General features: G+C 65.2%; 16 protein-coding genes and 2 pseudogenes. 8 read left to right on the top strand and 10 right to left on the bottom strand.

What is annotated here, in order from left to right:
* Positions 1 to 210: 210 nt before the first annotated feature.
* The gene (gene nrdF / locus F5544_RS35220) at positions 211 to 1,173 is read left to right on the top strand and encodes a class 1b ribonucleoside-diphosphate reductase subunit beta (RefSeq protein ID WP_167477159.1); all 963 of its coding nucleotides are present in this window, start codon (positions 211 to 213) and stop codon (positions 1,171 to 1,173) included.
* Between the two features lie 48 nt (positions 1,174 to 1,221).
* Here the strand turns inward: nrdF (F5544_RS35220) and F5544_RS35215 are convergent, their stop codons facing one another.
* Together F5544_RS35215 and F5544_RS35210 are read right to left on the bottom strand one after the other, a co-directional pair.
* Positions 1,222 to 1,767, bottom strand: coding sequence for a DinB family protein (locus tag F5544_RS35215; protein ID WP_167477158.1), 546 nt, complete (start codon positions 1,765 to 1,767; stop codon positions 1,222 to 1,224).
* Between the two features lie 293 nt (positions 1,768 to 2,060).
* Positions 2,061 to 2,429: pseudogene (locus F5544_RS35210) on the bottom strand (DUF222 domain-containing protein); the annotation flags it as partial.
* A gap of 469 nt (positions 2,430 to 2,898) precedes the next feature.
* On the opposite strand from F5544_RS35210, the gene F5544_RS35205 reads away from it, so the two are divergent.
* Complete coding sequence (locus F5544_RS35205) at positions 2,899 to 3,408, top strand: hypothetical protein (RefSeq protein ID WP_167477162.1); 510 nt, start codon at positions 2,899 to 2,901, stop codon at positions 3,406 to 3,408.
* A 65-nt stretch (positions 3,409 to 3,473) separates the two neighbouring features.
* On the opposite strand, the gene F5544_RS35200 is transcribed toward F5544_RS35205, so the two are convergent.
* On the bottom strand, positions 3,474 to 3,872 hold the full coding sequence (locus tag F5544_RS35200) for a DUF7144 family membrane protein (protein WP_167477161.1): 399 nt from the start codon (positions 3,870 to 3,872) through the stop codon (positions 3,474 to 3,476).
* 90 nt (positions 3,873 to 3,962) lie between these two features.
* A complete protein-coding gene (locus tag F5544_RS35195; RefSeq protein WP_167477160.1) occupies positions 3,963 to 6,083 on the bottom strand; it encodes an MMPL family transporter in 2,121 nt (706 codons plus the stop codon).
* A 397-nt stretch (positions 6,084 to 6,480) separates the two neighbouring features.
* Between F5544_RS35195 and nrdF (F5544_RS35190) the strand changes: the two genes are divergently transcribed.
* Positions 6,481 to 7,443: a class 1b ribonucleoside-diphosphate reductase subunit beta gene (gene nrdF, locus F5544_RS35190; protein ID WP_167477159.1), complete on the top strand. Its 963-nt coding sequence runs from the start codon at positions 6,481 to 6,483 to the stop codon at positions 7,441 to 7,443.
* A 48-nt stretch (positions 7,444 to 7,491) separates the two neighbouring features.
* Here nrdF (F5544_RS35190) and F5544_RS35185 read toward each other — a convergent pair whose 3' ends face one another.
* From F5544_RS35185 to F5544_RS35170, 4 genes and pseudogenes are all read right to left on the bottom strand, one after another.
* Positions 7,492 to 8,037, bottom strand: a complete 546-nt coding sequence (locus F5544_RS35185; protein ID WP_167477158.1) for a DinB family protein — start codon at positions 8,035 to 8,037, stop codon at positions 7,492 to 7,494.
* 293 nt (positions 8,038 to 8,330) lie between these two features.
* Positions 8,331 to 8,699: pseudogene (locus F5544_RS35180) on the bottom strand (DUF222 domain-containing protein); the annotation flags it as partial.
* 256 nt (positions 8,700 to 8,955) lie between these two features.
* On the bottom strand, positions 8,956 to 13,866 hold the full coding sequence (locus F5544_RS35175; RefSeq protein WP_167477157.1) for an NACHT and WD40 repeat domain-containing protein: 4,911 nt from the start codon (positions 13,864 to 13,866) through the stop codon (positions 8,956 to 8,958).
* Positions 13,863 to 14,372, bottom strand: a complete 510-nt coding sequence (locus F5544_RS35170) for a TIR domain-containing protein (RefSeq protein ID WP_167477156.1) — start codon at positions 14,370 to 14,372, stop codon at positions 13,863 to 13,865. The genes F5544_RS35175 and F5544_RS35170 overlap by 4 nt, the downstream gene beginning before the upstream one ends.
* A gap of 314 nt (positions 14,373 to 14,686) precedes the next feature.
* Between F5544_RS35170 and F5544_RS35165 the strand changes: the two genes are divergently transcribed.
* Positions 14,687 to 15,634 carry a hypothetical protein gene (locus tag F5544_RS35165; RefSeq protein WP_167477155.1) on the top strand — a complete coding sequence of 316 codons (948 nt, stop codon included), beginning with the start codon at positions 14,687 to 14,689 and terminating at the stop codon, positions 15,632 to 15,634.
* Here the strand turns inward: F5544_RS35165 and F5544_RS35160 are convergent.
* Complete coding sequence (locus tag F5544_RS35160; protein WP_167477154.1) at positions 15,624 to 16,703, bottom strand: ABC transporter substrate-binding protein; 1,080 nt, start codon at positions 16,701 to 16,703, stop codon at positions 15,624 to 15,626. The two genes, F5544_RS35165 and F5544_RS35160, sit on opposite strands and share 11 nt — an antisense overlap.
* Before the next feature lie 100 nt (positions 16,704 to 16,803).
* Positions 16,804 to 17,604, bottom strand: a complete 801-nt coding sequence (locus F5544_RS35155) for a VOC family protein (protein ID WP_167477153.1) — start codon at positions 17,602 to 17,604, stop codon at positions 16,804 to 16,806.
* Between the two features lie 269 nt (positions 17,605 to 17,873).
* Between F5544_RS35155 and ctaD the strand changes: the two genes are divergently transcribed.
* From ctaD to F5544_RS35135, 4 genes are all read left to right on the top strand, one after another.
* Positions 17,874 to 19,616 carry an aa3-type cytochrome oxidase subunit I gene (gene ctaD, locus F5544_RS35150; protein ID WP_167477152.1) on the top strand — a complete coding sequence of 581 codons (1,743 nt, stop codon included), beginning with the start codon at positions 17,874 to 17,876 and terminating at the stop codon, positions 19,614 to 19,616.
* A gap of 124 nt (positions 19,617 to 19,740) precedes the next feature.
* Positions 19,741 to 20,973 carry a phosphoserine phosphatase SerB gene (gene serB / locus F5544_RS35145; RefSeq protein WP_167477151.1) on the top strand — a complete coding sequence of 411 codons (1,233 nt, stop codon included), beginning with the start codon at positions 19,741 to 19,743 and terminating at the stop codon, positions 20,971 to 20,973.
* Positions 20,974 to 21,133: 160 nt separating this feature from the next.
* Positions 21,134 to 21,565, top strand: coding sequence for a protease inhibitor I42 family protein (locus F5544_RS35140; RefSeq protein ID WP_167477150.1), 432 nt, complete (start codon positions 21,134 to 21,136; stop codon positions 21,563 to 21,565).
* Positions 21,565 to 22,353, top strand: a complete 789-nt coding sequence (locus tag F5544_RS35135) for a peptidyl-tRNA hydrolase (protein ID WP_167477149.1) — start codon at positions 21,565 to 21,567, stop codon at positions 22,351 to 22,353. The genes F5544_RS35140 and F5544_RS35135 overlap by 1 nt, the downstream gene beginning before the upstream one ends.
* Positions 22,354 to 22,388 lie beyond the last annotated feature (35 nt).

Here is a 22,388-nt window from a genome sequence, read left to right as displayed (position 1 = left end):
CGGCGACGCACACGGGACCGCTGTATCCGCGGGCGGGCCGGTGCCGCAGAATAGGGGCCGCAATCGTGGTCCCCGAACCGCTCCTCGGGAGTGACGCGCGCCGCAGCGACACAAGGTGTTGTGCGGCCCGGACTTGTCACCCACAACGAGTAGTGTTCGGGGATAGGAATTTCGTGACGGCAGCGTGCTCGGGAAGGGCGTGGAGGCAGGATGAAACTGATCGATCGGGTGTCGGCCATCAACTGGAATCGGGTGCCCGACGAGAAGGATGCGGAGGTGTGGGACCGCTTGACCGGCAACTTCTGGCTGCCGGAAAAGGTGCCGGTCTCCAACGACATTCCGTCCTGGGCCACGCTGACCGCCGATGAGAAGCAGCTCACCATGCGGGTTTTCACCGGTCTCACCCTGCTCGACACCATTCAGGGCACGGTCGGCGCGGTCAGCCTGATCCCCGACGCGCTGACCCCGCACGAGGAGGCGGTGCTCACCAACATCGCGTTCATGGAGTCGGTGCACGCCAAGAGCTACAGCTCCATCTTCTCCACCCTGTGCTCCACCCGCGAGATCGACGAGGCCTTCCGCTGGTCCGAGGAGAACCGCAACCTGCAGCGCAAGGCCGAGATCGTGCTCGGCTACTACAACGGGGAAGATCCGCTCAAGCGCAAGGTGGCCTCCACCCTGCTGGAAAGCTTCCTCTTCTACTCCGGTTTCTACCTGCCGATGCACTGGTCCTCGCGGGCGAAGCTCACCAACACCGCCGATATGATCCGCCTGATCATCCGCGACGAGGCCGTGCACGGGTACTACATCGGCTACAAGTACCAGAAGGGTCTGGAACTGGTCTCCCAGGCCGAACGCGACGAGCTCAAGAACTACACCTTCGAGCTGCTGTTCGAGCTGTACGACAACGAGGTCGACTACACCCAGGACCTGTACGACGAGGTCGGCCTCACCGAGGACGTGAAGAAGTTCCTCCGCTACAACGCCAACAAGGCGCTGATGAACCTCGGCTACGAGGGCCTGTTCCCGAAGGACGAGTGCGATGTGAATCCGGCCATCCTGTCGGCACTTTCGCCCAACGCCGATGAGAACCACGACTTCTTCTCGGGCTCGGGTTCCAGCTATGTGATCGGCAAGGCCGTCAATACCGAAGACGAGGACTGGGAGTTCTGAGTCGCCGCCCTGCCGTCACTGTGCGGTGACGGCAGGACAGCTTCGCATTCAGTTGGCGCTGCCGGGATTTCGGGTACGCGCTTGGTCGACCTCCCGGTTCGGCTGTCGCAGCGTGTCTCCATCGATCTGTTCGCGGAGGATGTCGCCGTGCCCTGCGTGCCTGGCGAACTCTTCGATCATGGCGAGCAGGGTCCAGCGCATGCTGACCTCGCCCTCGCGGGGAAAGACCTTGGTGTCATCGAGGTCGAAGCGGGACGCGATCACCCGTGATCGTTGGCTCGCGCGCTCGAACTCGGCGATGACGTCGGCCACCGACTCGTCGTCGGCGACGGCGAAGGTGCCCTCGTCGCGGCGCGAGTATCCGTCGCATTCGGATTCGTCGAGTCCTGCCCAGAACCGTTGGAACCAGATCCGTTCCGCGGCGGCGGCATGTTTGATCACTGAGATCGGTGTGGTCAGCGACGTAACGAGTCGCCGGCGGGCGTCCGTATCGGACAGGCCGCGCACGGTCTCGATGAGCGCTTCGCGGTTGCGGTCGAGCATGTTCTCGATGAGCGCTCGCTCGTCGCCGACGGTAATTCGGTTGGTACTCATAGGTTTCACTCCATTCTGTGGTGTGGTCGATGCCTGTGCGGTCGGATCGGGAGGGCTGAATGACCCAATGCGGCGGCGCGGCGATCGATCTCACGAGGGAGACGAATCGTCGACGTCAGGGAACGACCGGGAAAAGAGAGGCGCTCGCCGCGGATCGCGTACCGAGCGTTGGCGACGCGGGCCTGCATCGGCACCGCAGTGAAGGCCAGTCAGAAGGCCTGTCGCCTAGAGCAGTATGTCGCAGATTTCGATTCCGGGCCACCGGTAGCCGACGGCCCACGCAGGCGAGGCGTGAGGTTTTCGATATCCGTGGAGCCGCCTTTGGTCCAATCGCTGACATGATGGACGGCGGTCAGGGTGGCGGGGGCGTCGCAGCCGGGGCGGGTGCAGCCTCTGGTGCTGGCGATCAACGCGAGTCGTTGGTACCGGTTGGCCAGGCGGCGTTGCCGTCCGAGGTGCAGGGGTAGGCCGTGGTGGTCGAAGATCGCCAGGTACTGATGCGCGTTTTCGGCCAGCCGCAGCGCGTCCCGGATCGGGACCAGTCCACCGGAGGCGGTGGTCGCGACACCGGAAGCGTTTTCGACGTCGGTGAGGATGGCGGTGACCGGCAACCCGCGGTGTTCGCCCAATACGCCGGAGGATAGTGCGTGTTTCAGGACCGCAGGGGAGCGGACCGAAAGTTTCGGGGGAAGAGGTCGATCTTGTGGGTAGTCGATCACCGACCAGCCGAGTTAGCGTCCCGATTCGGGTGCTGCCTCGTTGAGCTGGTCCTGCTGGTAGGCGGCGCAGTTTCCGTTTCGGCAGGGCGCAGTAGCGGGCGGGCGAGGGTTTTGCGAAATCCGCTGGATCGTGGTCGGGATCGCAATCCGGCGCGTACGCGCCGACCCGGTCGTCGTCGGCGATGTCGTGGCGGAGCAGTAGGAGTGTGGTGATGCGCGTGCTCATCGAGCGTGGTTGTTGAGCCATCCGAACCACCTGATCAATCGGGGAGGAATCGGTTCCGGCCGCGGGCCGGCTGTCTGGTACGCGAGCGGATGTAATGATACGCGCCTGTTTGCTGACAGGTAACTGTTTCGGGAAAATGGATAAACGCTGGCGTATTCGGCGCCGCTCCGCCACGCTGGACAGCGTATGAACAAGGAACGACAACCACGGCTCGGCATCGATTTCGGCCGGGTGATTCAGGGGGCGGCGTTGCCGACGGGTGACGCCGATACGGTATTTCTTTCCGGCGGCGTCGCCGAGGCGATGCGAACACCGCCGAGTCCCAATGCTTTCGAGGTGTTACCCCGGCTGGTCCTGCGCTTCGGCGGCCGCGCATGGGTGATCTCCAAATGCGGTCCCCGTATCGAGGAGCGCACGCGACAATGGCTGGACCACAACGATTTCTACGCGCGCACCGGGGTGCGGCGGGAGAATCTGCGCTTCTGCCGGGCCCGCGCGGACAAGGCGATCCACTGCGCCGAACTCGGCATCACCCACATGATCGATGACCGGCTGGACGTGCACCGCGCGCTGCGGGATCTGGTGCCGCACCGCTACCTGTTCGGGGCGCAGGATTCGCCGATACCGGACTGGGTGGTGCACGTGCCGACCTGGCCGGACGCGGAGGCCGCGATCGCCGCGACCATGCCGGAATGAACGGCCGCGCCGGTGCCCGGCGACCGGGCACCGGCGAATACCGCCGCACCACAGGGGAATTCGTACTATTCGGCGGCGATCTGCCGGGCCAGCGCCCAGATCACCAGGATGTCGATGGCGATCATGACCAGGGCCCAGAACGGGTAGATCGGCGCGAAAACGAAGTTGTCCAGGATGCTGACCGCGGCCATCACGATGCCGGCGAGATAACCCCACGACTTCCCGGTGACGATGCCGACGCCCGCGACGATCACCAGCACCGCGATTACCAGGTGCACCCAACCCCAGGTCGACACATTGAGCAGGAATACCTGATCCTCGGTCACCACGAAAATATCGCGTTTGGCGATGGCCGCGATCGCGGTGAGCAAATGCAGTATCCCGGTGATGAGGATGAGGACGCCAGCGAAGATCGTCATATCGTTGAGCACCGGGCCGGTCCGCACGGGGCCGGGACTGGTCATGACACACACTCCTTCCGAAACGCGTGGAATAACCGAACGGCCACAAGGTAGCCCGCTGATCGCCGAATTCGGCGCAGGTCGGCGGGCGCGTTACGTGGTGAGGCTGATTTCCGGCTCGGGCGTGGGCTCGGATTTGCGGCGCGATAGCGCGCTCGGCCACCAGATCCGGTCGCCGATATCGAGCGCAAGCGCGGTGACCAGGACGGAACGCACGATCAGGGTGTCGATCAGCACGCCGACCGCGATGACGATGCCGATCTCGGCGAGGTTCACCACCGGCAGCGTGGTGAACACCCCGAAGGTGCCTGCGAGCACCAGGCCCGCCGAGGTGATCACCCCGCCGGTCGCGGAAAGTCCGGTGCGTGCGCCCGCCCTGGTGCCGTGCCGCTCGGCCTCCTCGTGCACCCGCGACATGAGGAAGATGTTGTAGTCGATGCCGAGCGCCACCAGGAAGACGAAGGCCAGCAGCGGAAGTCCGTTGTCGGCGCCCTTGAAGCCGACCAGATCGAAGATCCACCGGCTGGCGCCGAGCGCGGCGAAGAAGGACAGCACCACCGTCGCGGTGAGCAGCAGCGGAGCCAGGATCGAGCGCAGCAGCACCGTCAGGATAATCAGCACGATCGCGAGCACCAGCGGTGCGATCAACCGATTGTCGTGCGCCACAGCACGTTTCACATCGAGAATGACCGCGGTCTGGCCGCCGACCTTGGCTGCGGGATCCGCGGCGTGCACCGCGGCGCGCACCCGATCGATGGTGTCGTATGCGGCCTGGCTGTCCGGCGGATCGGACAGCGTGCCCTCCAGATAGGCGAGATCGCCTCTGACCACCGGCTTGGTGGGTGCGGTGATGCCCCGCGTGCCGCCGAAAGCCGAAGCGACGGAATCTATTCGGGACGATTCCGCGATCACCACCACCGGAGTGCCGGTGCCCGCGTCGAAATGCCGTTCCAGGACCGCGGTTCCGGCCACCGCATCGGAGTGGCCGACGAAAGCGTCTTTGTTCGCAACGCCGTTCGCGTTCAGCCCGATCGTGCCGTAGGCCAGCGCGAGCAGGGCCAGCACGGTGCCGATCCACACCGTCCGCGGCCTGCCCGCGATGAATTGCCCGGTGCGGGCCCAGATTCCGGTCTCGGTCTGGTCGACGGTGCCCACCTCGGGATGCCGCGGCCAGAAGATCCACCGGCCGGCGATCACCAGCAGGGCGGGCAGCAGCGTCAGCATCGCCAGCAGGGCGATGGTGATGCCGATGGCGCACACCGGGCCGGTGCCCTTCGTCGAATTCAGTTCCGCCACAAGCAATGCCAGCATCGCGATGATCACCGTCGTGCCGCTGGCCAGCACGGCGGGCCCGGCCCGGTGCAGCGCGACGGCCATCGCCTCGTGCCGGTCGGCGTGGCGGCGCAGCTCCTCGCGGTAGCGGGCCACCAGCAGCAGCGCGTAATCGGTGCCCGCGCCGAAGACGAGCACGGTGAGGATGCCCTGGCTCTGCGCGTTCACGGTGAGGCCGAATTTCGTCGCGCCGTATACCGCGCTCATCGCGATGATCAGCGCGGCGACCGCGGCGAACAGCGGCAGCGTCCACAGCATCGGACCGTAGGTGAACAGCAGGATGACGATGACGATCGCGGCCGCCGCGTACAGCAGCACGCCCTCGATTCCCTTGAACGCCTGGCCGAATTCGGCCGCGTAACCGGCGGGGCCGGTGGCGTGGAAGGACAGCCCGTCCGGGTGGTCGGGGAGGGCGGCCTTGATCGCGGCGACGCTGTCGGTCAGCGAATTCCAGCCGTTCGCACCGATTTCGATCGGCACCAGGATCTGCGCGGCCTGCCCGTCCCGCGACGGCGTCGGGCCGAACACCTTGTCCGCCAACACATGTTCGACCTGTTTGACGCGGGTGGCGTCCGCGCCGATCGCGGCCCGGTCGGCCGGGGTGAGCCCGCCGGGCCGCTCGTACACCAGCACGACGGGCAGTTCGTCGCTGTTGCCGAACCGGTCGGCCAGCTTGAACGCCTGCGTCGATTCCGCGCTGTCCGGCAGCCAGCTCACATTGTCGTTCTTCTGGGCGCCGGTGAGCTCGCCCGCGAAGACGCCGAGCGCGAGCAGCGCGATCAGCCAGACACCCAGCACCACCCATTTGCCGCGGCGGCCGCTGGGTAGCCGGGCCAGCCGTCCGAGCAGATCGGTCATATCCGGGTCGGTCGGTGCGGACATCGGGCTGGCTCCCTGGGGGTCGGGCCGAAACGGTTCGACCGATCGTACGGATGGTCGGTTACCGGAGCGGTAGTGGAAAGTTACCGCCGCACCATTCGCAGACGATTCCGGCAAATCGGTTGGCGGCGGGGCATGCAGGGACTTTCCGGTTCGCCGCGGACCGCCGATCCCGGGGTGGGCAAACACCCGGCGACGCACACGGGACCGCTGTATCCGCGGGCGGGCCGGTGCCGCAGAATAGGGGCCGCAATCGTGGTCCCCGAACCGCTCCTCGGGAGTGACGCGCGCCGCAGCGACACAAGGTGTTGTGCGGCCCGGACTTGTCACCCACAACGAGTAGTGTTCGGGGATAGGAATTTCGTGACGGCAGCGTGCTCGGGAAGGGCGTGGAGGCAGGATGAAACTGATCGATCGGGTGTCGGCCATCAACTGGAATCGGGTGCCCGACGAGAAGGATGCGGAGGTGTGGGACCGCTTGACCGGCAACTTCTGGCTGCCGGAAAAGGTGCCGGTCTCCAACGACATTCCGTCCTGGGCCACGCTGACCGCCGATGAGAAGCAGCTCACCATGCGGGTTTTCACCGGTCTCACCCTGCTCGACACCATTCAGGGCACGGTCGGCGCGGTCAGCCTGATCCCCGACGCGCTGACCCCGCACGAGGAGGCGGTGCTCACCAACATCGCGTTCATGGAGTCGGTGCACGCCAAGAGCTACAGCTCCATCTTCTCCACCCTGTGCTCCACCCGCGAGATCGACGAGGCCTTCCGCTGGTCCGAGGAGAACCGCAACCTGCAGCGCAAGGCCGAGATCGTGCTCGGCTACTACAACGGGGAAGATCCGCTCAAGCGCAAGGTGGCCTCCACCCTGCTGGAAAGCTTCCTCTTCTACTCCGGTTTCTACCTGCCGATGCACTGGTCCTCGCGGGCGAAGCTCACCAACACCGCCGATATGATCCGCCTGATCATCCGCGACGAGGCCGTGCACGGGTACTACATCGGCTACAAGTACCAGAAGGGTCTGGAACTGGTCTCCCAGGCCGAACGCGACGAGCTCAAGAACTACACCTTCGAGCTGCTGTTCGAGCTGTACGACAACGAGGTCGACTACACCCAGGACCTGTACGACGAGGTCGGCCTCACCGAGGACGTGAAGAAGTTCCTCCGCTACAACGCCAACAAGGCGCTGATGAACCTCGGCTACGAGGGCCTGTTCCCGAAGGACGAGTGCGATGTGAATCCGGCCATCCTGTCGGCACTTTCGCCCAACGCCGATGAGAACCACGACTTCTTCTCGGGCTCGGGTTCCAGCTATGTGATCGGCAAGGCCGTCAATACCGAAGACGAGGACTGGGAGTTCTGAGTCGCCGCCCTGCCGTCACTGTGCGGTGACGGCAGGACAGCTTCGCATTCAGTTGGCGCTGCCGGGATTTCGGGTACGCGCTTGGTCGACCTCCCGGTTCGGCTGTCGCAGCGTGTCTCCATCGATCTGTTCGCGGAGGATGTCGCCGTGCCCTGCGTGCCTGGCGAACTCTTCGATCATGGCGAGCAGGGTCCAGCGCATGCTGACCTCGCCCTCGCGGGGAAAGACCTTGGTGTCATCGAGGTCGAAGCGGGACGCGATCACCCGTGATCGTTGGCTCGCGCGCTCGAACTCGGCGATGACGTCGGCCACCGACTCGTCGTCGGCGACGGCGAAGGTGCCCTCGTCGCGGCGCGAGTATCCGTCGCATTCGGATTCGTCGAGTCCTGCCCAGAACCGTTGGAACCAGATCCGTTCCGCGGCGGCGGCATGTTTGATCACTGAGATCGGTGTGGTCAGCGACGTAACGAGTCGCCGGCGGGCGTCCGTATCGGACAGGCCGCGCACGGTCTCGATGAGCGCTTCGCGGTTGCGGTCGAGCATGTTCTCGATGAGCGCTCGCTCGTCGCCGACGGTAATTCGGTTGGTACTCATAGGTTTCACTCCATTCTGTGGTGTGGTCGATGCCTGTGCGGTCGGATCGGGAGGGCTGAATGACCCAATGCGGCGGCGCGGCGATCGATCTCACGAGGGAGACGAATCGTCGACGTCAGGGAACGACCGGGAAAAGAGAGGCGCTCGCCGCGGATCGCGTACCGAGCGTTGGCGACGCGGGCCTGCATCGGCACCGCAGTGAAGGCCAGTCAGAAGGCCTGTCGCCTAGAGCAGTATGTCGCAGATTTCGATTCCGGGCCACCGGTAGCCGACGGCCCACGCAGGCGAGGCGTGAGGTTTTCGATATCCGTGGAGCCGCCTTTGGTCCAATCGCTGACATGATGGACGGCGGTCAGGGTGGCGGGGGCGTCGCAGCCGGGGCGGGTGCAGCCTCTGGTGCTGGCGATCAACGCGAGTCGTTGGTACCGGTTGGCCAGGCGGCGTTGCCGTCCGAGGTGCAGGGGTAGGCCGTGGTGGTCGAAGATCGCCAGGTACTGATGCGCGTTTTCGGCCAGCCGCAGCGCGTCCCGGATCGGGACCAGTCCACCGGAGGCGGTGGTCGCGACACCGGAAGCGTTTTCGACGTCGGTGAGGATGGCGGTGACCGGCAACCCGCGGTGTTCGCCCAATACGCCGGAGGATAGTGCGTGTTTCAGGACCGCAGGGGAGCGGACCGAAAGTTTCGGGGGAAGAGGTCGATCTTGTGGGTAGTCGATCACCGACCAGCCGAGTTAGCGTCCCGATTCGGGTGCTGCCTCGTTGAGCTGGTCCTGCTGGTAGGCGGCGCAGTTTCCGTTTCGGCAGGGCGCAGTAGCGGGCGTCGGGCGACTATGGCCGTTTTATAGGCATCGGCGGGGTCAGACGTAACTTATTGGCGCTGTTGGTATTTCGCAGAGATGCGGGATGCGGTCCGGTCTGCTACTCCGGCAGTGTCAGGGGGAGTGGGCCGAAGGTTTCGGCGGGCAGTCGGTCTGCCTTGCCGTCAATGATCACCGACCAGCCGAGGTAGCGCCATGCTCCGGGCGTTGCCTGGATGAGCCGATCCTGTTGGAATACAGCGCAGTTCGCGTCCGGCAGAGCGCAGATTCGGAGGATTTCGGTGCCTGTTGCCGCAACCCAGATTCGAGTGGTCCCGTCATTCCCTTTGGTGAGGATGTGGTTGCCGTCGGGGCTGTAAGTTCCTGATCGGATCCAGTCGGTGTGTCCGGTGAGTGTGGTGAGGTGTTTTCCGGTGTGGGCGTTCCAGATTCGGGCAGTCCGGTCGTCGCTGGTGGTGAGGAGCTGGTTGCCATCGGGACTGTAGGTGCCGGACAGGATCTCTCCGGTGTGTCCGGTGAGTGTGGTGAGGTGTTCGCCGGTGTGGGCGTTCCAGATTCGGGCGGTGCAGTCTGTGCTGGTGGTGAGGAGCTGGTTGCCATCGGGACGGTAGGTGCCGGACAGGATCCCTCCGGTGTGTCCGGTGAGTGTGGTGAGGTGTTCGCCGGTGTGGGCGTTCCAGATTCGGGCGGTGCCGTCTCCGCTGGTGATGAGGATTTGGTTGCCGTCTGGGCTGTAGCAGCCCGAGGTGACCGGGTCGGTGTGTCCGGTGAGTGTGGTGAGGTGTTCGCCGGTGTGGGCATCCCAGAGTCGAATCGTTCCTTTGGTGCTGGTGGTGAGAATGCGAGTACCGTCGGAACTATAAGCCCCTAATAGAACCCCGTTTGTCTTGCTCGTGAGTGTGGTGAGGTGTTTTCCGGTGTGGGCGTTCCAGATTCGTGCGGTGCCGTCTCCGCTGGTGGTGAGGATTTGGTTGCCGTCTGGGCTGTAACAGCCCGAGTTGACCCAGCTGGTGTGTCCGGTGAGTGTGGTGAGGTGTTTTCCGTTGTGGGCGTTCCAGATTCGTGCGGTGCCGTCTCCGCTGGTGGTGAGGATTTGGTTGCCGTCTGGGCTGTAACAGCCCGAGTTGACCCAATCGGTGTGTCCGGTGAGTGTGGTGAGGTGTTTTCCGTTGTGAGCGTTCCAGATTCGTGCGGTGCCGTCCCCGCCGGCGGTGAGGATTTGTTTGCCGTCTGGGCTGTAGTAACCCGACTGTGCTGTGGCATCGATAATGGTGAGTGTGGTGAGGTGTTTTCCGGTGTGGGCGTTCCAGATTCGTGCGGTGCCGTCTTCGCTGGTGGTGAGGAGCTGGTTGCCATCGGGACTGTAGGTGCCGGACAGGATCTCTCCGGTGTGTTCGGTGAGTGTGGTGAGGTGTTCGCCGGTGTGGGCGTTCCAGATTCGGGCAGTCCGGTCGTCGCTGGTGGTGAGGATGTGGTTGCCGTCGGGGCTGTAAGTTCCTGATCGGATCCAGTCGGTGTGTCCGGTGAGTGTGGTGAGGTGTTTTCCGGTGTGGGCGTTCCAGATTCGTGCGGTGCCGTCTTCGCTGGTGGTGAGGAGCTGGTTGCCATCGGGACTGTAGGTGCCGGACAGGATCCCTCTGGTGTGTTCGGTGAGTGTGGTGAGGTGTTTTCCGGTGTGGGCGTTCCAGATTCGTGCGGTGCCGTCTCCGCTGGTGGTGAGGATTTGGTTGCTGTCTGGGCTGTAGCAGCCCGAGGTGACCGGGTCGGTGTGTCCGGTGAGTGTGGTGAGGTGTTCGCCGGTGTGGGCATCCCAGATTCGGGCAGTCCGGTCGTCGCTGGTGGTGAGGATGTGGACGCCGTCGGGGCTGTAAGTCCCTGAGTTGACCCAGTCGGTGTGTCCGGTGAGTGTGGTGAGGTGTTTTCCGGTGCGGGCGTTCCAGATTCGTGCGGTGCCGTCTCCGCTGGTGGTGAGGATTTGGTTGCCGTCTGGGCTGTAACAGCCCGAGTTGACCCAATCGGTGTGTCCGGTGAGTGTGGTGAGCTGCTTTCCGGTGCGGGCATCCCAGATCTGAGCCGTAGTATCCGCACCGACCGTAATGATGTGACAGCCATCAGGCCGGTAGGCCGCCGACCACGGCTCCCCCGAATGACCCGAGTACCGTATCAATCTCGCGCCGAGCGGTTTCTCTATTGGTGCAAGAGCGACCCTGGCAGCCGTGCACTGTGCGATGAAGAGCGAACTACCATGCCAGTTCACGGCGCTGCCGAGTTCACTTCGCAGAATTTGCGTGCGGTAGGTCCGTGCGTCGCCGTTGGAGCTACCGGAAAGATCGCACATCCGGAACACTGCCCCCGTCAGGTCGGCGCCATCCAGCTGAGCGTTCTTCAGATTCGCATCGATGAATTCGACGTTGGTCAGATCGCTCAGCTGGAAGGAAGCCGCTCCCAGGTCGACGTTGGTGAAGATGGTTCCGGTGAGCCGGGCGGACCGCGCAGACAACGATCGAAGGTCGAGCCTCCGACTATCAGCCGACCCGATCCGCCACCCGTCGAGCTCCGCGCCATCAAGCACGGTCCCGACAACCGAATGCCGGGGAAAGCCTTTGTGTTCCGCCCGAAGTGCGTAAGCGAATACCAGCTCGGACGCAGCTGGCCAATACCTGTCGCGGATCGCTCGCAGTGTCGCAACACATCGCATCCGGTCGTCCTCGGACAACCCTGCCAGACTTTGCCCTAGGAAATCCAATGTCTCGTCGCTCGGCAGCACCGGCATCGCCCAGGCGGTCGCTACCGCGTCGATCGCATCCGGTCCCAATAGCAATGCGCGCAGCAGATATTGGGCGACGAAGTATTCCCGGAGCGAGGTGTGGGCAAACCCGAATCGATCGTCTCCGCGTCGCACCAGGAAGGTCGCTGTCCGCAAATCCTCTTTCCAGATACTTGTTTCGTCGCCATAGTGCACAGCGAGTTCGCGACGTTCCTTGATGAACTCGACCAACCACTGCTCGATATCGTCGGCCGACCAACCGGTTCGGCGGAGCCGCAATTCTTCGGCCGCAAGGTGTTCCATGAGGAGGAGCTTGTGCGCCGGGAGCAGGGTGTGCTTGCCGTCATCCCGCTCGAGCCAGCGGCGCGCGAACGCGCCGTACAGATCGACGGGGCGGATGGTCTGCCCGTCGTATGCGGCGCGTTCGACGAACGCCAACTCTTCGCTGATCAACTGGAGCAGGAATGGGCGCTCGGCCATCTCGCGCAGGTTGTGCACACTCGAGATCATTTCCAACAGTGCGGCGATGTCCGCACCGGGAACATGTTTTCCGAGATACGCACCGATCTGCTCGTCGTCGAACGGCAGCATCAGCAGCGACAGATAATCGTGTGCCTGCGGGCCCCCACGATGCTGTCCGGTGAAATGGGTGATCTCGTGCCTGATCGAGCGGAAGTAGTGGGTGCGGCAGGACAGCAGCAATTTGCTCGGCGTTGTGGCGGGCAGCCGGTACGGCAACCGGGGCGCGGTCTTTTCGATTGCACGCCAAAGGGTTCGGGTGAACGCCTGGCCGTCGGCAGGTGAGAGATGGACGAGTGCTTCGTCGAGACCGTCGAAGACGACGACGCAGTTTCCGTGCTCCATCGTGGAGAGCACCTCGTCGGCGGAGGGGCGCGTGTCGTTCGTGCCTATGCGGGTCAGCAAGGCGTCGACGATGCGGTAGAGGCTGGGGTTCGGGCCTACCTCTCGGACGGGGAGATCTCGCAGGTCGAAGTAGATCGGCAGTGGGTAGGGCCGACCGTCGGCATCGGCCGCCCCCAGATCGCGCAGGTCGAGCAGTTTGGCGGTGAGCAGTCGGCTCGTGGTGGTCTTGCCCATCCCGGTATCTCCCAGCAGCGCGCACCAGCGGCGCGCGGCCGGGTCGTTGTCGAGCGCCCAATCGACAAGTCGTTCCACGGCAACGCATTTCGCGCCGGTTGGGCGGTGTGGCTCGTTGGGGATGAGATCGGTGGAAGCATCGAATGCGGTTATATCGCCGTAGGATTCGATGATCCGGTCTTGAATGAAGCCGTCTCTGGCGAAGATACCGCGGTTGTAGTCGGCCAGCCGGTCCATGACCGGGCCCCGGCTGAGCCGCCGTGGTTGCCGTTCGGCGAATGGTTGGTTCAGGTGCGAGATCAGCGTCTCGCAGACCGTCCGCACGAATTGCCTTCTGCCATCCTTCGATCGGGTCGCGAAGGGCTGCTGTTTCATCAGGACCTCGCCGACATTCAGGCCGCGCAGATCCGGATTGTCGGGGAGTTCGTCGAGGGCGACGAAAAGTATCGACTTCGTGGCCTGTGCCCGCGCGGCGCGTATCGCGTCGAATTCGTCGGTGCACAGGTAGCCGGGGTCCAGCAGGGCGATCGCGACGTCGGCGTCCGCCAGTCGGGTCACGCTGTCCGTCACCGGCGCACCGATGGGCGTCGCGAGGGTATCGGTGATCGTCACCCGAATGTCGGTGCGTGCGCGCAGGTTTCGTTCGAGAAGTTCGATGAAGGCTCGGATCGATGCCAGTTCTCCCGCGGCCGGATCCGGGTTCGCGCTCACGTACAGCCGGATATCGCGCGGGTCGAGCAGTTCGGCTACGGATTGTTCGATTGCGTTGCCGGACTCGGCCGTTCGCGCCTCGATGCTCGAGATCTCCGCGAGTTCGGCGATGACGCTGTCCGGACCGGTGAACCAGCAATACCGTTGCTCCGGTTGGGCTTTCAGCGTGTCGGCGACCAGCTCGAAGGGGAGCCCGTTCTCCTTCGCGGCTTCGGCCAAGGCGGCCCGGAACTTTCGGAACGAGGCTTGGCGACTGGTGCTCGAGCCCGCTGGCGTCGCGACGTCGAGTGCATCCGACAACCGGATGCGGTTGTTTTCGTCGATGAGATCGGCGAGTGCGTGCAATCGCTCCCGTTGGCGCGTGCTCAGATCGTCATCGAGCGTCTTCAGGTGCCGGAGCACGGCCCGCTTGGGGAGCCGCTGACGGTTGGTCACAGCTTGCGCCAGCCGTCCTCACCGAGGATGCGGCGGCGGATCTCCATGGCTAGGTCGGCGGCGAACCTGTCGCGACGGTTGTCGCTGGAGAGTTCGGTGTAGAAGTGCTTGTGGTCCAGCCGGAACAATTGCAGGGCGTCGATGCCGTGCATATTTGTGGAACCGTCCAGGCGGATGGGCTTCAGGCCGACCGGGATGGCGTGCTTACGCGGGGCGGGTCCGACGAAGGGCGGTATTTCGTGGCGGACGATGAACGAGCTGCCGAAGAACGCCGGGCTGATGAACTGGACGCCGAAATCGCACTCGTCGAGGTGGGTGAAAATTTCCTGTCGCCACGGTGTGCCGATGTGGATATGGGAGTCCTGCCACCAGGCCGCGGAGATCCCGGTCAGGCAGTTGAGCTGAATGGCTAGGCGGTCGAGCAGGTCGTTTTTGGCTTTTTTGTCCTTATGTGACCAGCTCAACAGCATTTGTGTCACAGGAATGGTGGCCGCCGGGCTCGACAATCCGCACCTACTTCACGATCGATTCACGTTTGCCCAACCCTAGGTGGCGAACAATCGGAAAGCAACTGCTGGTCTGCGAATCATCAAGTCGTACAACGTAATTCAAGATCAATAGAACTGGTCGGCTGACTATTAGCTGCGATGTGCTCACCTCCTTACCCCCATGCGAACGTCCGGCGCATATTTCCGGTCGATAAGGTGATCGCCTTGCAGGCCCCGAGGCCTGCGGGCAGACTGCCGGGGCAGAACACCACGGCTCGGCGGTATCAGGTGTTGTGGTGGGCAGGCTTCTCACGTTTGTGGGGGAGGACTCGATGGTGCGATTGGTGGTGCTGGTAGCGGCGCTATTGGCGACCGCGGTTGCGTGTGGGAACGGTGAGGCGGCGCAGCCGACCAGCGCGCCGGTCGACTTCTGGGACACCGCGCCACAGAACGATCAGCAGTATTGGGAGGTTTACAAGCGGGCGCGGGCGATCGAGCCGTGCGCGCTGATCCCGCGCGCCGAACTCGCGAAGCTGGGCACGGTGCGGTCGGTGGTTGTTACGGGGCCGGAATCCTGTGCGGCGCAACTGGATTCGGCGAAGCTGGGCGGCTCGGTGCGGGCGCAGTGGCGGGCGCTGGCCGGCACCGTCGAGGAAAACGGCCGGGTCGGCACCACGAAGCGGATCGAGGACACGACGGCGACGGTCGTCGCCGACAAGGACACCCGGGCGGACAAGCAGGTCCCGGCGGGCGAGCGGGCCTGCACGGTGAGCGCGAAATTCCCGGCCCACGCCGGTGTTTCGCTCGCCGTGACGGTGCCCGGCGGCGTCGAGCCGTGCCCGGTCGCCGAAACGCTGACCCGCACGGCCGTCCTGGCCTGGAAACAGCAACTGCGACAAGATGATCCGTATCCGACGGTGCACACGGTGCTGAACGGCGCCGACCCGTGCGCGGTGACGGCGCACCTCGGCGTCACCGTCAAACCGGACCGCCAGCAGCTCTACGTCTGCGCGCTGCCGTACGGCGGCACCGAATACGCGGTGCTCTACGAGTATCAGGCGCAGCGGGCGATCGAGAACGGCATCCCGATCCAGATCGGCGACCGCACGGTATTCCGGCACGAGAGCAACGGCGCGGTCTACTTCGAGGCCCAGGTGGGCCCGCCGTTCGCCGACGGTGAGGACGGGCCGCAGGTGCCTGCGGTCTGGGTGGGCGGCAAGGACGAGCAGTCCCTCGGCCAGATCATGTACCAGCTGCTGGGTATGTTCCCTAGCTGGTAACGAAGCCATTCAAGGTATTCCGGATATCGGTGAGCAGTGCGCGGGCCGCGGTCAGCCCGTCACCGTGCCAGACCTCGTCGTCCATGATGAAGGTGCGCCGGTCGAGCGCGGCGCTGAGGTTCTTCCATTCGTCCTCGCGCAGCACCTGTTCGGCATGCTTCTTCCCGGCGTCACCCGCGAAGAGGATATAGATCAGGTCGCCCTCGATCTTGGTGAAGTCCGAGGTCGACACGTCGAAGGACGGTCCGCGCTGGGCGGTCGGCCGCTGCGCGCCCGCATCGGCGAGCACCTGCGCCGCGAAGCTGTCGCTGCCCTGCACCTGCACCGAATCCGCGCCGAAGCGGATGATCGAGGCCTGGGTCTGATTGGACCAGATCGCGTTTCCCACATCCTTCGCGTCGGCGTGGTAGCTGTCCAGCGCGGCGGCCGCGGCATTGCGGCGGCCGAGACCGGCGGCGATGGCGCTGAATTCGGCCTGCCAGTTGCCTGGGCGGCCGATGAGTACGGTGGGCGCGATATCCCGCAGCGCGTCGAAACCGATGGTCGCCGTCGGGATATCGCCGATGATCAGGTCGGGGTGCAGCGCGGCGATCTTGCCGAGATCGGGCTGTGCCGCGGTGCCGACGCTCGGGATCTTGTCGACGCCGTAGCCGAGGTACTGCGGCTGCGGATGCGGTCCATCGATGGTCACCGCGCCGACCACCCGCTCCCACAACCCCAGGGCGCAGGAGGCGTCCAGGGCGGCGGTGGTGAGCACGACGATGCGCTGCGGATCGGCGGGCACCTCGGAGACGCCCGCGATATGGGTGACGGTGCGGGTGCGTCCGCTCGCCGGATCGGGTGCGCTCGGCAGCGCGCAGGCGTGCGTGGTGTCCCGATCGATGCCGATAACGTCGGCGCCCGCGATATTCGTCGTGGTGCGCACGATCGAGCTGCTGTCGTCTTTCTGACTACAGCCCGCGACGAGCAGCACCGCGGCGAGCGCGGTGACCGCGAGCCCGCGCCTCGGCAGGGCGCGGGTCCGGATGGTCTGGCGGATTCGGGTGCGTACGAAGGCGCTCACCGGCATGCGGGAGAGGGTACATGCGCACGGGCCGCACAAGAGTGCCAGGTCACCGCGAGTCGGGGAACCGGCGGATCCGCAACGGCCGCAGCGGGTCCCGGACGGTCTACGACTTGTTACCGCCGATGCTGAAGCGCGCCCCGGTCGGATCGGCGAGCGCGGCGACCCGGCCGAACGGCGTGTCCATCGGCGGCATCAGCACGCGGCCGCCGAGTTCGACGGCGCGTTCGGCGGTCTTGTCGATATCGTCCGCGCCGAAGTACACCAGCCAGCCGTCGGGCGTTCCCGGCGGTAAGAAGGCCGCCGCGTCCATCACGCCGCCGAGCATCGGGGTCTCGGCATGGATTGTGGTGTAACGGAATTCGTCGGCGTCGGGCACGGTGACCGTGAAGGTGTCGCGCCAGCCGAACACCTCGCGGTAGAAGCCGATCGCCGCGTCGTAGTTACCGGTCTGCAGTTCGAACCAGGTCGGGACGCCGATATGGTCGGACCACACGCCGCCGGAGGCGATGCCGATGGTCTCGAATCCGCGATGGGTTCCGGACTGCCATACCCCGACACCCGCGCCGTGCGGATCGCCGAGCACCGCCATCGCACCGAGATCGCCGACCAGCATCGCGGGCACGACCACCGAACCACCGTGTGCCACCGCGTTGTCCACGGTCGCCGCCGCATCGGCAGCGGACAGATACACCGTCCACTGATCCGGCCCGTCGTCGGATTTGCCCATCCCGCCCGCGACGGCCTTGCCGTTCTTGCGGAAAGTGATGTATCCGTCGAATTCCTCGGCGCGTTCGGCGGTCCAGCCGAACAGTTCGTCGTAGAAGGCGATGGCGCCGTCCGGATCGGCGGTGTAGAGATCGACCCAGATCGGGTCGCCGGGCTTCGGTGCGTCGATATAGGCCATGACCAGCTCCTCGTGTGATGGAACGCCTGTACCCGACAAGACGGCGTCGCGGTGCGGAAGTCATCGGTATTCACCCGAGGGAAAGTGACTCGTCGATGCGCGTGTGCTCTACTCGAAACTACGACACAGAGTAGGACCGGTGCGGATCGCTGCGGCAGTACGGTTTACGATCTCAGAAGCGCAAGCGAAGTGTCGTCCGTTCCGGTCACGGTTCGGACGCGAGCAGCGGAGCCTGCGGAGCGACCTAAAGGCACCTTTCAGGAGGATCAGTGACTGCCGTAGAGCCCCAGCCAGTCCCTCAGTTGGAAGCGACTCGGCCTTATCCGGCTCGTACCGGGCCGAAGGGCTCGTTCATCCTCAAGATGGTCACCACCACGGACCCGAAGGTCCTCGGTGTCATGTACCTGACCACCTCGATGGGCTTCTTCCTCATCGGTGGTCTGATGGCCCTCTTGATGCGCGGTGAGCTGGCGCGTCCCGGTCTGCAGTTCCTCTCGCCCGAACAGTTCAACCAGCTGTTCACCATGCACGGCACGATCATGCTGCTGTTCTACGCGACCGCGATCGTGTTCGGCTTCGCCAACATCATCCTGCCGCTGCAGATCGGCGCCCCCGACGTCGCGTTCCCGCGCCTCAACGCGTTCAGCTACTGGCTGTACGCCTTCGGCGCCACCATGGCGACCGCGGGCTTCATCACCCCCGGCGGCGCCGCCGACATGGGTTGGACGGCGTATGTGCCGCTGACCGACATCCTGCACTCGCCCGGCGTCGGCACCGACCTGTGGATCCTGGGTCTGGCCGTCTCCGGTCTGGGCACCATCCTCGGTGGCGTGAACATGCTCACCACCGTGGTGTGCCTGCGCGCGCCGGGTATGACCATGTTCCGGATGCCGATCTTCACCTGGAATATTGCCGTCACCAGTGTCCTTGTGCTGCTTGCCTTCCCGCTGCTGACCGCCGCCCTGTTCGGCCTGGCCTACGACCGTCACCTCGGCGGCCACATCTACGACCCGGCCACCGGCGGCATCCTGCTCTACCAGCACCTGTTCTGGTTCTTCGGCCACCCCGAGGTGTACATCATCGCGCTGCCGTTCTTCGGCATCGTGTCCGAGATCTTCCCGGTCTTCTCGCGTAAGCCGATCTTCGGTTACACCACGCTCGTCTACGCGACGCTCGGCATCGCCGCGCTGTCCATCGCGGTGTGGGCGCACCACATGTACGCCACCGGCGCCGTGCTGCTGCCGTACTTCTCGTTCATGACCTTCCTCATCGCCGTGCCCACCGGTGTGAAGTTCTTCAACTGGATCGGCACCATGTGGCGGGGCCAGCTGACCTTCGAATCGCCGATGCTGTTCTCGGTCGGCTTCCTCGTCACATTCCTCTTCGGCGGTTTGTCCGGCGTCATCCTGGCCTCGCCGCCGCTGGACTTCCACGTCACCGACACCTACTTCGTCGTCGCGCACTTCCACTACGTGCTCTTCGGCACCATCGTGTTCGCCACCTACGCGGGTATCTACTTCTGGTTCCCGAAGATGACCGGCCGCATGCTGGACGAGCGCCTGGCGAAGTGGCACTTCTGGGCCACGTTCATCGGCTTCCACACCACCTTCCTGGTGCAGCACTGGTTGGGCGCCGAGGGTATGCCGCGCCGCTACGCCGACTACCTGCCCAGCGACGGATTCACCACGCTGAACACCATTTCCACCATCGGTGCCTTCATCCTGGGCGCGTCGATGCTGCCGTTCCTGTGGAATGTCTTCAAGAGCTACCGCTACGGCGAGGTCGTCACTGTGGACGATCCGTGGGGTTACGGCAATTCGCTCGAGTGGGCCACCTCCTGCCCGCCGCCGCGGCACAACTTCTACGAGCTGCCGCGGATCCGCTCGGAGCGCCCGGCATTCGAGCTGCACTACCCGCATATGGTCGAGCGGATGCGCGCCGAGGCGCACGTGGGCTGGGGCTCCGGCAAACATGCCACCCAGGTCCATGAGGGTGTTGCGGCTACCAAGTAGTCAGCCTTTCGGGTTATGGGTGTGCACCTGCTGATGACGGCAGGTGCACACTCGTTTGTGGAGAGAGAGTTTCCGCTGGGCCTGCATGACATCGGAGTCGAGCACAGGGACGGCAAACATCACTATGGGAGCAGATCAGTTGGCCGACACCACCGTTCTCGTCACCGTCACCGGCCCCGACCGGCCAGGTGTGACGTCCGTGCTGCTCGCGGCCATGTCGCGGCATCACGTCAGCCTGCTGGACGTGGAGCAGGTGGTGATCCGCGGCCGGCTCACCCTCGGCGTGCTGGTCACCTGTCCGAGCGATCCCGAGGCGCTGCAGGACGAGCTCGAAGAGGCCATGAACACCGTCGGCATGCACGTCGATGTCGAGGTCGACGCGGCGAACGGCAGACAGCCGATGTCCACCCACGCGGTGGTGATCCTCGGCAGCCCGGTGACCGCGCGCGCCTTCAGCGCGGTGTCGCGGCAATTGGCCGCGCTCGGTACGAATATCGACTCCATCCGCGGTATCGCCGACTATCCGGTGACCGGAATGGAATTGCTGGTCACCGCACCCGACACCGGTGCGGACACCGATTCGCGGCTGCGCACGGCGCTGGCCGACGTCGCGGTGGCCGAGCGGGTCGACGTCGCGGTGGAACGCGCGGGCCTGGCCCGGCGGGCCAAGCGGCTGATCGTCTTCGACGTCGATTCCACGCTGATCCAGGGCGAGGTCATCGAGATGCTCGCGGCGCACGCGGGCGTCGAGGACGAGGTGCGCCGGGTGACCGAATCGGCCATGCGCGGCGAGATCGATTTCGCCGAATCGCTGCGGCAGCGGGTGGCGACCCTGGCGGGGCTGGACGAATCGGTGATCGAGGCGGTGGCCGACCGCATCGAGTTGACCCCCGGCGCGCGGACAACCATTCGGACCTTGCGCCGCTTGGGTTTTCGCTGCGGGGTGGTGTCCGGCGGATTCCGTCAGGTGATCGAACCGCTCGCGCACGAGCTGGAATTGGATTTCGTGCAGGCGAATATGTTGGAGATCGAGGACGGCAAGCTCACCGGCAAGGTCACCGGCGAGATCGTCGACCGGGCCTTCAAGGCGACCGCGCTGCGGCAGTTCGCCGCCGACGCCGGGGTGCCGATGGAGCAGACCGTCGCGGTCGGCGACGGCGCGAACGATATCGACATGTTGAACGCGGCCGGGCTCGGTATCGCGTTCAATGCCAAGCCCGCGCTGCGGCAGGTGGCCGATGCGGCGCTGTCGCATCCGTTCCTGGACGCGGTGCTGTTCATCCTCGGCGTCACCCGCGAAGAGGTGGAGGCGGCCGACGCGCGGGACGGTTTGCTGCGGCGGGTTCCGCTGGGCTGAGGCCGGGAAATCAACTGGGGAGACACAACTGGGGAGGTCCGGTCGTCCTATCGTTGGATGCGACGGCATATCGCTGAGCGGGCCGAGATGGCCGGTGTGCCGCGTCCGCCTCGGTAGGCTCACGGATGTTGATCATGATCACTCGGCGATCGGAGGATCCGTGCGTACATCTCTTGTGGTGCTCCTGATGGGTTTGGCGCTGGTGGCATGCAGTAGCAACAGCGGCAAGGCCGACACCAGCTCGGCCAAGCCGGTCGATCAACCGGGTGCCGCGGTAACCGAAAAGGACAACGGTCAAGAGCGGCAGCTGAAACCGGGCCAGCAGCTGACGGTGACGCTGCCTGCGACCCCCGGGACCGGATATTCGTGGCGGATCGGCCAACTCGATCAGAACGTGGTCCGCCAGGAGGGGGAACCGGATTACAAACCCGACCCCAATGTGCCCGCGGCCCCCGGTTCGGGCGGGCACTCGATCTGGAAATTCGTCGCCAACGCGGCGGGCGTCACCAACCTCACCCTGGACTACACCCGGCCGTGGGAGCAGGGTATGGAACCGGCACAGAAGTTCACGCTGACGATCAAGGTGGAGTGATGTCGACGATCCCGGAATGCACGGCCGGGCTCCGGGATGGAGATACAGCCAACGGCGCCAACAGCTTTCGCGTCCGGCACGCGGAGCTGGCGCTCGGCTACGGCGGCGCGGGCGATCCGGCCGACCCGGCCATGGTGCAGGCCATGCAGTTGGTGCTGCACCTGCCCAAGGCCGACCCGCCGCCGCGCAGCGCGCTGCTGGCCGCGGCGGCGACCGCGACGGTCGCGCTGTGCCTGGACGAGCGGGTCGGTCCGGGCGGGGAATGGGAGTCCCGGTATCTGGCCTGGAAGCGGTCCCGGATCCGTAAGGTGGCGCGGCGGGCGCGCGGCGCGCAGTGGCTGGCCGCGGGCGAGGTGGACGGGGTGACCGTCGAGGTGGACGGCGCGCAGGCGCGGGCGCTGGTGCCGTGCGCGGTGAGCGAGGTGGATCAGCGGATCCGGCGGTTGCAGATCGGCGGCACCGATCTCGAACACGACGACCCGGGGCCACCGACTACGAAACTTCCTGTGCTGTGGGTGAATTCGGCGCTCGGGATGACGCTGGGCAAGGCCGCGGCGCAGGTCGGCCACGCGAGTATGCTGCTGGCGGGCGCGCTCGAACTGGATCCGGTCTGCCGCTGGGCCGAGCTCGAATTCCATTGCGCGGTAAGGGAAGCCGATGCCGCGCGGTGGCGAGAGCTGACCGGTCTGGTGCGCGAGGGCGCGGCGGTCGCGGTCCGGGACGCGGGTTTCACCGAGGTGGCGCCCGGTTCGATGACGGTCATCGCGGTACCGGCCGCGGACTGGTGAGGTGTAATGGGGGATGGAACGGGTCGCTGGTCGAG

The organism is Nocardia arthritidis (assembly GCF_011801145.1).
In the GTDB taxonomy this organism is placed as follows: domain Bacteria; phylum Actinomycetota; class Actinomycetes; order Mycobacteriales; family Mycobacteriaceae; genus Nocardia; species Nocardia arthritidis_A.
Note: the sequence above shows the minus strand (reverse complement) of the source record. Positions and strands in the feature narration are given on the sequence as shown.

Coding starts and splice junctions, on each gene's coding strand:
- nrdF (WP_167477159.1), top strand. CDS start 211: ATGAAACTGATCGATCGGGTGTCGGCCATCAACTGGAATCGGGTGCCC.
- F5544_RS35215 (WP_167477158.1), bottom strand. CDS start 1,767: ATGAGTACCAACCGAATTACCGTCGGCGACGAGCGAGCGCTCATCGAG.
- F5544_RS35205 (WP_167477162.1), top strand. CDS start 2,899: ATGAACAAGGAACGACAACCACGGCTCGGCATCGATTTCGGCCGGGTG.
- F5544_RS35200 (WP_167477161.1), bottom strand. CDS start 3,872: ATGACCAGTCCCGGCCCCGTGCGGACCGGCCCGGTGCTCAACGATATG.
- F5544_RS35195 (WP_167477160.1), bottom strand. CDS start 6,083: ATGTCCGCACCGACCGACCCGGATATGACCGATCTGCTCGGACGGCTG.
- nrdF (WP_167477159.1), top strand. CDS start 6,481: ATGAAACTGATCGATCGGGTGTCGGCCATCAACTGGAATCGGGTGCCC.
- F5544_RS35185 (WP_167477158.1), bottom strand. CDS start 8,037: ATGAGTACCAACCGAATTACCGTCGGCGACGAGCGAGCGCTCATCGAG.
- F5544_RS35165 (WP_167477155.1), top strand. CDS start 14,687: ATGGTGCGATTGGTGGTGCTGGTAGCGGCGCTATTGGCGACCGCGGTT.
- F5544_RS35160 (WP_167477154.1), bottom strand. CDS start 16,703: ATGCCGGTGAGCGCCTTCGTACGCACCCGAATCCGCCAGACCATCCGG.
- F5544_RS35155 (WP_167477153.1), bottom strand. CDS start 17,604: ATGGCCTATATCGACGCACCGAAGCCCGGCGACCCGATCTGGGTCGAT.
- serB (WP_167477151.1), top strand. CDS start 19,741: ATGGGAGCAGATCAGTTGGCCGACACCACCGTTCTCGTCACCGTCACC.
- F5544_RS35135 (WP_167477149.1), top strand. CDS start 21,565: ATGTCGACGATCCCGGAATGCACGGCCGGGCTCCGGGATGGAGATACA.